This is a genomic window from Modestobacter sp. Leaf380, from assembly GCF_001424485.1.
Taxonomy (GTDB): Bacteria; Actinomycetota; Actinomycetes; order Mycobacteriales; family Geodermatophilaceae; genus Klenkia.
This window is the reverse complement of sequence record NZ_LMQC01000010.1, coordinates 1-14,125: the sequence shown is the minus strand read 5'-3', so window position 1 is coordinate 14,125 and position 14,125 is coordinate 1. Positions and strand designations below refer to the sequence as shown.

Here is a 14,125-nt window from a genome sequence, read left to right as displayed (position 1 = left end):
TGGTTCCATCGGCGGCATGCCGTCGACGCTGACGCTCGCCCCCGCCCCACCCTCCGAGGCCGCCGAGGCGGTGCGCCTGAAGGTCCGTGAGTTCCTGGCCGCCGAGCTCGCCGCGGGCTCGTTCAGCACGCACGTGGACACCTGGCTGTCCGGTGTGGACCCGGAGTTCAGCGCCAAGCTGGGCGCGCGGGGCTGGCTGGGGATGACCTGGCCCAAGGAGTACGGCGGCCACGAGCGCACCGCGATGGAGCGCTACGCCGTCACCGAGGAGCTGCTGGCCGCCGGCGCCCCGGTCGCCGCGCACTGGATCGCCGACCGGCAGTCCGGGCCCAACCTGCTGCGCTACGGCACCGAGGCCCAGCGCAGGGAGATCCTGCCCAAGATCGCCGCGGGCGAGTGCTTCTTCGTGATCGGCATGAGCGAGCCCGACAGCGGCTCGGACCTCGCCTCCATCCGCACGAAGGCCGTGCGCAACGGCGACGGCGACTGGGTCGTCAACGGCGCCAAGGTGTGGACGTCGAACGCCCACCACAGCCACTACGCCATCACCCTGGTGCGCACCGCGCCCGCGGACCCGACCAACCGGCACGCCGGGATGAGCCAGCTGCTCGTCGACCTGTCGACACCGGGCATCACGATCAACCCGATCCGCATCCTGGACGGCGGCCACCACTTCAACGAGGTCGTCTTCGACGACGTCGTGATCCCCGGGGACATGCTGCTGGGCGAGGAGGGCGCGGGCTGGCACCAGGTGACCGCCGAGCTGGCCTTCGAGCGCAGCGGCCCGGAGCGCTTCCTGTCCACCTTCCCGTTGCTGGCCGAGTTCGCCCGCCGGGCCGCCGCCACGCAGGACCCGGCCCAGCTGGCCACCCTGGGCCGGCTGTCCGCGCGGCTGCTGGCGCTGCGTCAGCTCTCGCTGCGGATCGCCGCCGCGCTGGACCGCGGCGAGCTGCCCGACATCCCGGCCGCGCTGGTCAAGGACGTGGGGACGACGTTCGAGGCCGACGTCGCCGAGGAGGTGCGGAAGGTGGTCGACGTGCCCGCGTCGCTGGACTCACCGGACCCGCTGGGCAGGGCGTTGGCCGAGGCGGTGCTCCACGCGCCGGGCTACACGCTGCGCGGGGGCACCAACGAGATCCTCCGCGGGATCGTGGCGCGCGGGCTGGGTCTCCGATGAGCGACGACGTCTACGACACCGACCTGGTGGTCTCCACCGTGCGCGAGATCCTCACCGGGCACGAGCCGACCCAGCTGACCCCCGAGCGCCGCTGGGACGCCGCCCTGTGGACCGAGCTGGCCGAGGCCGGGCTGACCGGCGTCGGGCTGCCCGAGGAGGCCGGCGGCTCCGGCGGCGAGCTGGCCGACGCGGTCGCCGTCGTCGCCACGCTGGCCTCGGGCGCCGGTGCGGTCCCGGCCGCCGAGCAGCTGCTGGTCGCCGGCCCCGCCGTGCTGGCCGCCGGACTGCCGCTGCCCGACCCGTCGCAGCCGCTGTCCGTCGCGGTGTCCGGCGCGCTGACCGTGGACGACGGGGGCCGGCTGACCGGCACCGCCACCGACGTGGCCTGGGCCGGGGTCGTGCACTGGCTGGCCGTCGTCGCGCAGGGCCGGGACGGCGAGGTGCTCGCGCTGGTCGACGTCTCCGGGCTGGAGGCGACGCACGCCGCCAACCTGGCCGGTGAGCCGCGCGGCTCCTACGTCTTCGACGGGGTGCCGGCCCAGGTCGGACCGCTGCCGGCCGACCTGCGGGCCCGGTACGCGCTGGCCCGGGCGGTGCAGCTGTCCGCGGCCGCGGAGACCGTGCTGGCCTGGACCGTGCAGTACGCGGGGGAGCGGCAGCAGTTCGGCCGCCCGCTGGCCAGGTTCCAGGGCATCCAGATGCAGCTGGCGCAGATGGCCGGCGAGGTCACCGCCGTCGCCGCCCTGGTCGACGCCGCCGTGCAGCGCCTGGACCGCGGCGAACCCCTCGAGCTGGCCGCGGCCGCCGCCAAGGTGCGCGCCGGTGCCGCGGTCGAGGTCGTCGCCCGCCAGGCGCACCAGGTGCACGGCGCGATCGGCTTCACCCAGGAGCACCGGCTGCACCACCTCACCAAGCGGATGTGGTCCTGGCGCGACGAGGCCGGCAACGAGCTGACCTGGGCCCGCGTGCTGGGCGCCGCCGTAGCCACCGACGCCCCCTGGGCGGTCCTGACCACCCTCGTCTGATGCGAGCGCGTCCCCCGGTGATCATGGGGTTCTCGCCGGGGACGCGCCGTCGGCCGGCGCGTCGACCGGCACAACCCCATGATCACGGAGGAGACACGTGCCCGACTGGGTGCAGGACGCGATCTGGTGGCAGGTCCACCCGCTGGGGTTCGTGGGGGCGGAGCGGGACGCCGTCCCCACGGTCAGCCACCGGCTGCCGCGGATCACCGGGTGGCTGGACCACCTGCTGGCGCTGGGCTGCAACGGGCTCGCGCTCGGGCCGGTGTTCGCCAGTCAGACGCACGGTTACGACACCGTCGACCACCTGCGCATCGACCCGCGGCTGGGTGACGAGCAGGACGTCCGCGACCTGGTGACGGCGGCGCACGACAGGGGCGTCCGGGTGCTGCTGGACGGCGTGTTCAACCACGTCGGCCGCGCGCACCCCGCGTTCACCGACCCCGCCCGCCGGCACTGGTTCCGCTGGGAGGGTGACCGGCCCGCCGTCTTCGAGGGCCACGACGCCCTGGTCGCGCTGGACCACAGCCAGCCCGACGTCGTCGCGTACGTGGTGGAGGTGATGTGCCACTGGCTGGAGCGCGGCGTCGACGGCTGGCGGCTGGACGCCGCCTACGCGGTGCCGCCGGCGTTCTGGGCGCAGGTGCTGCCCGCGGTCCGGGAGCGGTTCCCCGACGTCTACGTGGTCGGCGAGGTCATCCACGGCGACTACGCCGGCATCGTCGGCGCCTCGACGGTGGACGCCGTCACCCAGTACGAGCTGTGGCAGGGCCTGTGGCACGGCATCGCCGAGGCCAACCTGTTCGAGACCGCGCACGCGCTGCAGCGCCACGACGGGTTCCTCGACGCCTTCGCGCCGTGGACGTTCGTCGGCAACCACGACGTCACCCGGATCGTGGACCAGGTCGGTCGCCCCGAACACTTGCCGCACGCGCTGGTCGTCTGGGCGACCGTCGGCGGCACGCCCGCGGTCTGGTCGGGTGACGAGTTCGGCTGGCACGGGATCAAGGAGCACCGCGCCGGTGGCGACGACGCGATCCGCCCCGAGTTCCCGGCCGACCCGCTCTCCGTCGCGGGCGGTGAGGTCCTGGCCCTGCACCAGGAGCTGATCGGGCTGCGCCGCCGGCACCGCTGGCTGCACCGCGCCCGGACGACGCAGCTGCACCTGACCAACACCGCGCTGGTCTACCGGACCGCGGCCGACGGCGAGGCGCTGGTCGTGGCGTTGAACCTGGCCGACGCGCCCGCCGTCGTGCCGGCGTCCGGGACGGTCCTGGCCGGGCAGGCGACCCCGCGCGGCCGCGGGCTGGAGCTGCCCGCGCACGGCTGGGCCGTGCTCAGCCCCTGACGTCGACCGGCCGGCCGGTGCGGTTGTCGTACCAGTGGGCCCGCCCGGCCAGCTGCACGAGCTGGACGTCGGCGCCCACCGGCAGCGGGTAGACCGCCAGCACCGCCGGGCTGAGGTGCACGACCGTGTTGACGTCCACGACGACGGCGTCCTCGGCACCGAGCTCGCCGGTGTCGGCGGCGGAGAAGAACCGCCACCCGCAGTCCTCCGGGGCGACCGAGGGCTCGCGCTGGGCCCACAGCACCGGGACACCCGCCAGGACCGACGGGGTGGCGACGCAGCCACCGGGGCTGCTCAGGTACCGACCGGCCGAACCGGTCCGGGCCGGCCGCCCGGCGAAGCCGACCTCGGTGAGTAACCGGGCCTGCACCTCGGCCAGCCAGGCCGACCTGGCCACCGTCCGGGCGGTGTTCGACCGCTCCTCGGTGCGGAGCAGCTCGAAGGAGCCACCCTCCTCGCGCAGGGTCCAGCTCGGGCCTCTGCTGCCGTTGCCGCCCAGCTGCGCGGACCGGCCGTCGCCGTACCGGCCCGCGGGCGACCCGGTGCACTCCTCGACCACCCGCACCAGGTCCGGGGTCAGCAGGTGCAGTGCGATGCCCTCGGCCAGCACGTCGAGGACCCCGTCGCCGCGCTCGGACAGCAGGGCCGTGGCCAGCACGTCCAGGGGCACCCCGGACACCCGGGCCAGCTGCTGCTCGCGGCTGAGCCCCTCGGGCAGACCGAGCCGGGGTGCCCCGAACCAGCGGTGCCGGTCGCCGGACGCCAGCTCCAGGAGCAGCAGCCGGTGGGCGTCCGCCACGCTCGGGACGGGGACCCGCACCGCCGTCGCCACCTCGGGCCGGGAGTTGCGGGCCCGCAGCTCGACCGCACCCCCGACCTCGGCGACCCACCACGACTCGTCGCGCCGGGTGGCCAGGAACGGGTTGCCGAACAGCGGGGGGCGCGGCGGCGCTCCGCAGATGTCGGCGAACCGGGTCAGCAGGTCCGGCGGCGGACCGACGAGCCGGTGGGTGCCGGGCGGGGACTCCCGGGTGACGAGCTCCCACAGCAGTGCGCAGCCCTCGGCCTCGTCGGCCACCTCGACCGGCTCGGGTCCGGTCGTGTCCGGCGGGTACTGCGGTGGTCGACCCAGCTCGCGCACCGTCACGAGGAGCCGGCCCTGGTGCTCCAGCAGGTTCCAGGCACCCCGGCAGTGCCGGGTCGCCGGCAGCCCGTCGTGTCGCGGGGACCAGGCCAGGTGCGGGTCCGAGCCGACCGCACGCAGCCGGTCCTGCAGCTCCAGGAAGTCCACGTGCCGCCCCTCGCGTCGTCACCAGGTCGGTCCGGACGCTACCCACCCAGGGAGCAGGTGCAGGATGCAACGAGGTGGCGACGGTGCTGCCGGGACGGGGACCACGTGGACGACGACGCAGGCTCTGACGGCACTGGCTCCGACGGCAGCGGTTTCGACACCAGCGGCATCCAGCGCGGGGAGGACGGGGTCGCCCGCTACGTCGGTCTGCCGCGCAACGCCGTCGCCTTGCTGCTGGACGCTGCGGTCGGGCACCCGGAGCGGACCGCGGTCGTCGAGCTCGGCGGGGAGTCCGTCACCTACGCGCAGCTGCTGGCCCGGGCACAGCGGGTGGCCGGTGGTCTGCGGGCGGCGGGGGTGCAGCCCGGGGACCGGGTCGCGGTGGGCCTGCCGAACGGGCTGGCCTGGATGCTCGCCTTCTGGGGCGCCCAGCTGGTTGGGGCCGTCGTCGTGCCGCTGAACACCCGGCTGTCCCCGGCGGAGTCGGCGTTCGTCGTGGCTGACAGCGGCGCCCGGCTGACCCTGGGCGAGCTGCCCGACGGCGACCCGGTCGAGCCCGCCGACCCCGCACCCACCGACCTGGCCGCGCTGTTCTACACCTCGGGCACCACCGGCCGACCCAAGGGCGCGATGCTCACCCACGAGGCGCTGGTCAGCTCGACGGAGAACGTCCTGCGCTGCCGCGGTCTGGACCCCTCGGCGCGGAACACCACCCTGGTCTCGGTGCCGCTGTTCCACGTCACCGGCTGTTGCTCGCAGATGGTCACCCAGGTCCGGATCGGCGGGACCAGCGTGCTGATGGCGCGCTTCCGGCCCGAGGCGTTCCTGGCGGCCGTCGCCGAGCACCGGGTCACCCTGCTGACCAGCGTGCCGACGATCTACGAGCTGGTGCTGCGGCACCCCGACGTCGCGACCACCGACCTGTCCAGCGTGCAGGTGCTCAGCTACGGCGGTGCCCCGATCGCCCCCGAGCTGGTGCACCGGCTGCGGGCGGCGTTCCCCGGTGCCCGGCTGGGCAACGGGTTCGGGCTGAGCGAGACCAGCGCGCTGGCGACCTTCCTGCCCGACGCCTGGACCGACGCGCACGCCGACTCGGTGGGCTTCCCCGCGCCGGTGGTCGACGTCGCGCTGGACCGCCCGGACCCCGACACCGGGGTGGGTGAGCTGCTGGTCCGCGGACCGAACGTGGCGGTCGGCTACTGGGGTGACGCCGCCCGGACGGCGGAGACGTTCCGGGACGGCTGGCTGCACACCGGGGACCTGGCCACGCTGACCGGAGGTCTGGTCCGCATCGTCGACCGGGCCAAGGACATGATCAACCGGGGCGGGGAGAACGTGTACTCCGTCGAGGTGGAGAACGTGCTGGCCGAGCACCCCGACGTGCTGGAGGTCGCCGTCGTCGGCGTGCCGGACCCGGTGATGGGGGAGAAGGTCGGGGCCGTGGTGCTGCCCCGACCGGGAGCCACCGCCTTGGTGCCCGAGCTGGTCGCGTTCGCCCGGGAGCGGCTGGCGGACTTCAAGGTGCCCCAGTTCATCCGGGTGCTGGACGGTCCCCTGCCCCGCAACGCCGGCGGCAAGGTGCTCAAGGGCCCGCTGCGGACGGCGACCGACTGGGAGCCCGTCCCGCGCTGAGCGCAGAGGCGGGCCCGCCCGGACCGCTGAGCTGCGTGCGGTCCGGGCGGTCGGGCGTCAGCTGGCGGGGCGGCCCTTGGCCCAGCGGAGGAACGCGGCGGTGTCCGCGGTGCTCTCCAGGCCGACCAGCGAGCGGAGCAGGTCGTTGCTCCAGACGGCGACGCGGCCCACGGTGAACGCGGACTTGTCGACCGGCGGCAGGTCGAGGCCGAAGACCTCCTTGGTCAACTCCTTCTTGCCGTCGGCGGCCGCGGAGTAGCGCAGCAGCGGAAGGAACCGGTCGGGCTGGACCACGGTGAGGACCTTGGCCAGCATCGGCTCCTTGAAGGAGGCGAAGCCGATGCCCTTCTTGCCCTCGACGAGCTGGGTGAAGCGGTCCTCGAGGGTCAGGCTCTCGGTGCCGTAGAGCAGGTGGTTGATCGAGGCGCGCACGCCCTGGGCCGCGGTGTGGTCGCCGGCGGTCTTCCAGGCGCGGGTGAACCCGGAGGTGTTGCCGCAGTTGGCGACGGTCGGCGAGGTGACGAAGTGCAGCAGCACCTCGGGGGAGGCGTCGCGCAGGTTCTCGGCGGCGAACTGCTCCCGGTAGCGGGTGGCGAATCCCTCGGCGTCGGGGTCGGGCTCGCGCTCGACGGTGAGGAACTCGGCCTCGAGGGCGGCGATGCGCTCCCGGACGTCGGGGCGCACGTCGGCGGCCTGCGGGAACTCCGCGGCCAGCGTCTCGGCGGTGCGGGCGTGCGGGCGGGCCGGGTCGCGACGGGCCTCGCCACGCAGCCACTCGTGACCACAGGCGGCGCAGTGGATGAGGAGGCGGCTGTCTGGCTGCGGGGTGCCGGTGATGTCCTCGGAGGAGCATTCCGGGCAGGTGATCAGGGCCAAGGAGGAGCCTTCACGGTCGTTCGAACACGGGCTGGCTCGATGTACACCCCAGGTTAGTCCGATGACTCTGCGCAGTCGGCAAGGTCTGGTGTGCAGGAACCCGAATGGGAGGTGCAGTCGTGCAGCTGGGCGAGGTGCGGGCGGTCACGGTGTTCGTGGAGGACCTGGGTGCGGCGCGGGAGTTCTACGCCTCGGTGTTCGGTGGCCGGGTGGTCGCCGAGGACGAGGTGTCGACGGCGTTCGAGGCCGGCCCGGGGGTGGTGGTGAACCTGCTGCAGGTCGACCAGGCGGCGGAACTGGTGACGCCGGGGGAGGTGGCGGCACCCGGTGGGAGCCGGGTGCTGCTCACGGTGGCGGTCGCCGACGTCGACGCCGAGTGTGCGCGGCTGGCCGAGCTCGGGGTGCCGTTGCGCAACGGCCCGCAGGACCGCCCGTGGGGCGTCCGGACCGCTGCCTTCGCCGACCCGGCCGGTCACGTCTGGGAGCTGGCGGGCCCGCTGCGGACCGGGTGAGGCAGGGCACCCACCAGGTGCGCGCTGGTCGCCGTCGGACGTCACACGGCGGGCGTGACCTCAGACCAGCAGGGGTGCGGTGTGGATCTCGCTGCCGTCGGGGCGGTGGGTGCGCCACCGTCGTCCCGGTGGCGCGCTGTCGTCGCGGGTGACCCGGTAGCCGTGGTGGACCTCGGTGTGGTGCCGTTCGCAGAGCAGGGCGGAGTTTACGACCCTTCGCTAATGTGCCCCCTTGTGTCAGGGGTGAGAGCAGCGGCGATCTACGCGCGGATCAGCAGCGACACCGAGGGCAAGGCCCTTGGGGTCGCGCGTCAGCTGGAGGACTGTCGCCGCCTGGCCGAGCGGGTGGGGTGGACCATCGGGCAGGAGTACGTCGACAACGACCTGTCGGCGTACTCGGGCAAGCGGCGTCACGCCTACGAGCAGATGCTCGCTGACCTGGCAGAAGGTCGCCGGGATGCCGTGGTCTGCTATCACGTGGATCGGCTCACCCGCCGACCGGTGGAGCTGGAGCAGTTCGTGGCCACGGTCGATGCTGCCGGGGTCCGCCAGGTCCGCTTCGTCTCCGGCAACATGGACTTGGGCACCGGGGACGGTCTGCTGATCGGAAGGATCATGGCGGCGGTGGCAGCGAACGAGTCGGCGGCCAAGAGCCGCCGCATGCGCCGGAAGTGGGACCAGAACGCCGCCCAAGGGCTCCCGCACGGCGGCAGCACTCGACCATTCGGCTTCGACGCCGACCGGATCACGGTTCGACCCGATGAGGCGGACGTGGTCCGGCAGGTGGTCGCCCGGTACTTGGCCGGTGAGAGCCTGCGCTCGCTGTGCACATGGCTAGGTGAGGAGAACGTCCCGACCGTGACCGGGGGACAGTGGCGCTCACCAACCCTGCGGGGGTTGCTGCGGTCGGGCCGGATCGCCGGGCTGCGCGAGCACCGCGGCGAGGTCGTGGGACCGGCGCAGTGGCAGGCCATCATCAGCCCGGCCGATCGGGACCGGGTGTTGGCCCGCATGACCGAGCGAGCAACCAGCGGCCGACGCACCCCCCGGCGCTACGTGCTGTCCGGGTTGCTGCGCTGCGGCCGCTGCGGCGGCAAGCTCTTTGCCTCCCCGCGTGAGGCGAGTCGGCGCTACGTCTGCCTACCGGGGCCCGACCATCGCGGCTGCGGACGACTGACCGTGGTCGCCGAACCGCTCGAGGACTTCCTCGTGGAGGCGGTACTGCAACGGCTGGACGGTCCCGAGCTGGCCGACGTCATGGCCGGCCAGCGCGGAGACGCCGGCGCAGGCGAACTCAGCGACGGCCTGGCCGGCGATGAAGCCCAGCTGCAGGAGTTGGCCGAGATGTTCGGCAAGCAGGAGATCAGCGCGAAGGAGTGGCGCGCAGCGCGGGAGCCGATCGAGCGGCGCATGAAGGATCGGCGACGACAGCTCGCCGTCCTCACCCGCACCGACGCCCTCGCAGACCTACCCGGCGGAGGGCAGCTCCGCGCGCAGTGGGGTGGTCTCAGCCTCTCCCGACAGGCGGCCATCGTCGCCGCCGTCATCGACCACGCGGTGATCGGCCCGGGTCAGCGTGGCGCCCGCTCGCTGGACCCATCCCGGGTCGAGGCGATCTGGCGGGTCTGAGGCCGACCGGCGCCGCGCCCGCTCGCGCTCCGCGCTTGCGCGGGCGTGCCATCCGGCGGCAGCAGATCCACCACCTGCGCCAGCACACGCCGATCACTCACCCGGACAGGAACGCCTTGCGCGGCGCAGGAGGCGGCCAGCCACTCGCGGACCTGCGCCGGGGTCACCTTGCCCACAACGCCCCCGAAGTGGGCACCGGGCAGACGATGCGGTGGTGCATGACGAGCTCCAAGGCGTCGATCCAGTCAGGGATCGACCCCGGCGCCTACGCCCTCGGCTCTGTGTCCTGCTTCGGCCTCAGCAGGGTGCCGCCCACTCGACATAAGAAGTCGCAGGCACGGGGATTGGGGTCCTACCCGCCGTCGGATCCGAGTGGGTGAGCCGACGACTGCTCCGTGCCTGCGTTGACGATAGCTCTCGTCAGCCGAACCGCTTAGCCGCACCTTGTCGTGACATGCCTAGCGCGACCCCGATGTCCTCCCAGCTGGCACCGTGGTCGCGGGCGGACTCCACGGACCTGGTGAGCTTCCGCTCTGCCACCGCTACCTCGTGACGTGCGTCGATCACGTCGCGAAGCAGGTACGGCACCCGCCCCAGCCGCAGAGTCGCTGTCCGCACGTACCCCCGGCCCGACGCACCCGGCTGCACCTCTGACGCAGCGTCGTCGACGTCGTCATCGTGCTCTGATACGTCATCTGGCTCGTACGGGGAGGTAGCAGGTTGGGGTAACGACGTGCGCGCTGCGCGCGCCGCCGGTGGCACCGGCCGCCGCTTTGGTTGCTTGCGCGGACGAGCCGCTGACTTGGGCATACGCGACTTTAGCGCAACTAGAGTTGCGCAGGCGGAAGACTTGTTCGCATGGTTACCAAGGCTCGCCTTCGGCACGTCACGCGTCCCCGACCTTGTTGCGCGACCGTCAAGGGCGCTGCGCGTCGCTGCGCGATGCCTGCGGCACCCTTGACCGCCGCTCCTCGGTGTCAGTGGGCGAAGCGGTACGACCGCACCCGGCAGACGGGGGCCCGGGGGAAGAACGCCCCCGAACCCCCACCGCCAAGCGGTCAGCTTGCGGGTGCAGCAGTCGCGCCGGTTGCGTCAGCGTCGGCTGGGAGGTTCGCGAATGTCTGGTCACCTGGCGCCCACCAGGTCGGTGGCCACCCAGGCGTCGGTGGTGCGCCTCCAACGTGATTGGCGACTAGCCAACGGCCTTCAACCCTATGCATGAGGATTGGTAGTGCGTTAGGTACGGCTGTTGCCGTCGTAACGAAGTATCCACCGGTCGATCCCAGTGGTGCTAGCACCACCAAATCGTAGTCGCGGGCAACTCGTCGGCGGCGGCTCGCAGCACCTAATGACGAGAACTGCGACCAAGCCTCCGCAAACTGTTCTGCTTCGGCCTCTACGTAGCCGCGCCAGAAATCCTCTGGCTTGCGCTCGGCCAGCAGGCTCGACGCTAAGTCTTCAAGCCCATTTCTCGGTAGATTGCCAACCTGATGCATGTTCCAAAGCCGAGCCTGTATGCGACAAAGATTCCAGTTGGTGTCGGCCAGATCGAGCGCCAGCTCGTACTGGCCCTTCCGCATTAATTCAACGAATCTCAACGCGACGCCGGCTTGCCCGTCGTCATCGAACATCGACTGGTCGGCTCCTGACGCCGCCAGCTGCACAGAGCTAGCGATCCTCTCCTGGGCGGAGCTGGACTGGACTGGAGTGGCCCCGTCGGGCAGGTCAGGATCGTCTGGGATTTGACGGTTCGTGAACATGCCCAAGATCGATATTGCGAATAGGGCTGCACCCGTACCTGGAAATACCGAATACCAAACGAACCCATCTCGCGTTAAGACGTACGTCCAGTAGCCCAGCCCCACTGTCAACAGAGCCGCAAATATAACGGCGCCACGCGGAACGGGCTTCTTTCGAGCTCCAAGCGGCTGCCCAGATAGCCGTGCAACGTCTAGTGCAATCTTTCCCGCTATCCAGCCGATGGCCGGCGTGTGGGTTGAAAGAATCTCGTCCTTCTTTAATTCTTCAAGCAGACTCAAGTTGTCGCGCACTTCCGCGCGAAGTCGGCGACGACGACCACCGATACCCACCACTGCAGCCAACGGGGTCGCAATCGAGATCACGGCCTTCGCTACGGCTTCGAAATCCACGTTTCGTCGTCACCCGCTTCAAGACACCGTCGGACAGTAACTGGTGAAGGATGCCTTACGGACGGGCGAAGTTCTCCAGTGAGGTGTCGCCCTGGTCGAGGGCCCACTCGAGCAGGTGGTGGACGTCGCACCAGTGGGTGGGGGCGTCGCAGCCGGCGAACACGCAGTGCCCGTCGCGCTGTTCGACGGCGCGGCGGATGTGTGGGGGTACGACCCGGTGACTGCGGCCGACGTCGAGGGGGACGCCGTCGGGGCCCATCACGATGCGGGGGACGGCGGAGACGCAGGCGATCCACCGTGCCCGGGCGGCGGACACGGTGGCCCCGAACCCGGTGGTGGCGGTGGCGGGACCGGTGGCCGGGTCGAGGAGGTCCTCGATGTCGACGGTGACCACGACGTGCGGCTCGACGGTGCGCAGGAAGGGCAGGTCGCCCTGGGCCAGCTGGTTGTCGCACAGTTGCACGAGCGCGTCGGCCTGCTGCTGCCCGCGGGTGCGCAGGTCGCCTTGGGGGCGGGAGGCCTGGACGAGGGACTCCAGTGCCGCCTGCACCTTCTCCCCGCCGACCGCGTCGAGGTCGAAGCGGCCGGTGATCGATCCGTCGGTGTGCCGGCTGATCGACAGCCGCCGGGTCTCGGTCGGGTCCGGTTCGGGCCCGTCGGGGTCCAGTGCGGCGGCGAACGCGCCGACGGCGGTGGCCAGCTGCGCGTGCGGCAGCGTCGCGGCGACCTCGGTCCACGCCTGGTCGAAGGGGTCGAGGTCGACGTCCTGCTCCAGCGCGCGGGCGACGTCGGTGGGCCCGAGGGCGTTGGCGACGACCCCGACCTGCGCTGCGGTGACCGCGCCGTCGGCGAACGCCGTCTCCAGGTGGGGGAGGTGTTCCAGTGCGCGTCCGACGCGGACGACGCCGGCGGCTGCTGCGGCGGACCAGTGGGCGTGCCCGCGCAGCCAGGAGGCCATGGTCGTCAGCCCGTCGTGCTCGGCCGACCCGACCACGTCGGCGTGCCGCACGGTGCGGGTCAGCTCGGCCTGCAACCGGTTGATCGAGACCACCAGCTCACGGCAACGGTCCAGCACCGCGCCGTCGGTGAGGGCGTGCAGGTCATCACCGGCGAGGGCGTCGAGCGCCGATCGGATCTCGCTCACCACACCCCCCAGGTCGTTCGATCACGTGTTCGAAGTCTACCGCACCTCGAGCCCTGGTCGGAGGTGAATCCACAGGTCAGCGACCCCTTCTCGGACGGAAGTGTCACCTCGACCGGGTCGCCGCACGGCCCGGACCCATCCACAGACGGCGGGACCCCCACCCAGGGGAGTCGGTGTGATGACAACGCACTCCCGGCCAGGAATGCGTCCTCAGCACACGTGATCATCACCGTCCCTGACGAGTCAGGGGGACGGATCACCCTGCGAGGGGGAGGGCGAGGGCCCAACGGCCCGACGCCTCCCGGCTGCCGTGCCTCGACCACCAGCTCCCTCGGCAGGCCGCCCACCGCCCCGGCTCCTACGGTCGACCCGTGACGACGACGATCCTGCTGGCCGGCGCGAGCGGTGACCTGGGGCAGCGCGTGGCCCGGGAGCTGCTGGCGCGCGGCGCCGAGGTCCGGGCGCTGACCCGTACCGACTCCACCTCCACCCCGCCGCCCGGGACGACGGTGGTGCGGGCCGACTACGCCCACGCTGCGGCGTTGCAGGAGGCGTGCACGGGCGTCGACGTCGTGGTGTCCACGCTGGCGGGGCTCCGCGACGTGGTCGTGGACGCGCAGACCCAGCTGCTGGACGCGGCCGTCGCTGCCGGCGTCCCCCGGTTCGTGCCGAGCGACTACGCGGCGGACTTCCGTCGGCTGCCGGCCGGCACCAACCGCAACCTGGAGCTGCGGCGGGAGTTCGCGGCGCGGGTGGACGCGGCGCCGGTGCGGGCGACGTCGGTGCTCAACGGCGCGTTCGCCGACATGCTCACCGGTCAGGCGCCGCTGGTGCTCTTCGACCGCGGCCGGGTGCTGTTCTGGGGCAGCGCGGACCAGCCGCTGGACTTCACCACCAAGGACGACGTCGCCGCGTTCACCGCCGACGCCGCCCTGGACGACGACGCCCCGCGCTGGCTGCAGGTCGCCGGGGAGACCGTCACCGCCCGGTCGTTGGCCGAGACGATGACCGGGTTGACCGGCCGCACCTTCAGGCCGACCTTCGCCGGTCCCGTGCCGCTGCTGCGCCTGATGGCCCGGGTCGGGCGCACCTTCGGCGACGAGGACGCGCTGTACCCGGCGTGGCAGGGGATGCAGTACTTCGACTCGATGTTCAGCGGCGACGGCACCCTGCTGGGCGACGACCGGGACCGCTACGGACGCCGGCCGTGGACCGGCGTCCGGGAGGTGCTGGCGGCGCGCTAGATGTGATGTCCAGGGACGTTGTCCCGAGCTGAGGTGATCGGGGCCTGTCGTTGAGACGGGGAGGGCCTCCGGTGTGAAGTGGAGCTGTCTAGGAACCGCT

Annotated in this window: 11 protein-coding genes and 1 pseudogene; 7 read left to right on the top strand and 5 right to left on the bottom strand. The window is 72.3% G+C overall.

Annotated features, from left to right (window positions below):
• Positions 1-16: 16 nt before the first annotated feature.
• The 3 genes from ASG41_RS07465 to ASG41_RS07455 all read left to right on the top strand — a co-directional run bounded on the left by ASG41_RS07465 (position 17) and on the right by ASG41_RS07455 (position 3,547).
• Entirely contained in the window at positions 17-1,177 is a 1,161-nt protein-coding gene (locus ASG41_RS07465; protein WP_056292111.1) for an acyl-CoA dehydrogenase family protein, read from the top strand.
• A complete protein-coding gene (locus tag ASG41_RS07460) occupies positions 1,174-2,202 on the top strand; it encodes an acyl-CoA dehydrogenase family protein (protein ID WP_056292108.1) in 1,029 nt (342 codons plus the stop codon). The genes ASG41_RS07465 and ASG41_RS07460 overlap by 4 nt, the downstream gene beginning before the upstream one ends.
• 97 nt (positions 2,203-2,299) lie before the next feature.
• Entirely contained in the window at positions 2,300-3,547 is a 1,248-nt protein-coding gene (locus tag ASG41_RS07455; protein WP_056292105.1) for an alpha-amylase family glycosyl hydrolase, read from the top strand.
• Here the strand turns inward: ASG41_RS07455 and ASG41_RS24205 are convergent.
• On the bottom strand, positions 3,537-4,838 hold the full coding sequence (locus ASG41_RS24205; protein WP_056292103.1) for a DUF2185 domain-containing protein: 1,302 nt from the start codon (positions 4,836-4,838) through the stop codon (positions 3,537-3,539). The two genes, ASG41_RS07455 and ASG41_RS24205, sit on opposite strands and share 11 nt — an antisense overlap.
• 105 nt (positions 4,839-4,943) lie before the next feature.
• On the opposite strand from ASG41_RS24205, the gene ASG41_RS07445 reads away from it, so the two are divergent.
• Positions 4,944-6,470, top strand: a complete 1,527-nt coding sequence (locus ASG41_RS07445) for a class I adenylate-forming enzyme family protein (RefSeq protein ID WP_056292100.1) — start codon at positions 4,944-4,946, stop codon at positions 6,468-6,470.
• Between the two features lie 57 nt (positions 6,471-6,527).
• Here ASG41_RS07445 and ASG41_RS07440 read toward each other — a convergent pair whose 3' ends face one another.
• Positions 6,528-7,346, bottom strand: coding sequence for a hypothetical protein (locus ASG41_RS07440; protein WP_056292096.1), 819 nt, complete (start codon positions 7,344-7,346; stop codon positions 6,528-6,530).
• A 119-nt stretch (positions 7,347-7,465) separates the two neighbouring features.
• Between ASG41_RS07440 and ASG41_RS07435 the strand changes: the two genes are divergently transcribed.
• The gene (locus ASG41_RS07435) at positions 7,466-7,858 is read left to right on the top strand and encodes a VOC family protein (protein WP_200938779.1); all 393 of its coding nucleotides are present in this window, start codon (positions 7,466-7,468) and stop codon (positions 7,856-7,858) included.
• Positions 7,859-7,918: 60 nt separating this feature from the next.
• Here the strand turns inward: ASG41_RS07435 and ASG41_RS25410 are convergent.
• Positions 7,919-8,065 (bottom strand): annotated as a pseudogene (locus tag ASG41_RS25410) (endonuclease); the annotation flags it as partial.
• A gap of 15 nt (positions 8,066-8,080) precedes the next feature.
• Here ASG41_RS25410 and ASG41_RS07430 point away from each other — a divergent pair.
• Positions 8,081-9,487: a recombinase family protein gene (locus ASG41_RS07430; protein WP_082556694.1), complete on the top strand. Its 1,407-nt coding sequence runs from the start codon at positions 8,081-8,083 to the stop codon at positions 9,485-9,487.
• Between the two features lie 1,058 nt (positions 9,488-10,545).
• On the opposite strand, the gene ASG41_RS23505 is transcribed toward ASG41_RS07430, so the two are convergent.
• A complete protein-coding gene (locus tag ASG41_RS23505) occupies positions 10,546-11,637 on the bottom strand; it encodes a hypothetical protein (protein ID WP_157519167.1) in 1,092 nt (363 codons plus the stop codon).
• A gap of 55 nt (positions 11,638-11,692) precedes the next feature.
• Positions 11,693-12,781, bottom strand: coding sequence for a DUF222 domain-containing protein (locus ASG41_RS07420; RefSeq protein WP_157519165.1), 1,089 nt, complete (start codon positions 12,779-12,781; stop codon positions 11,693-11,695).
• Positions 12,782-13,152: 371 nt separating this feature from the next.
• Here ASG41_RS07420 and ASG41_RS07415 point away from each other — a divergent pair, with 371 nt between their 5' ends.
• On the top strand, positions 13,153-14,025 hold the full coding sequence (locus ASG41_RS07415) for an NmrA family NAD(P)-binding protein (RefSeq protein WP_056292081.1): 873 nt from the start codon (positions 13,153-13,155) through the stop codon (positions 14,023-14,025).
• The last annotated feature ends 100 nt before the right edge of the window (positions 14,026-14,125 follow it).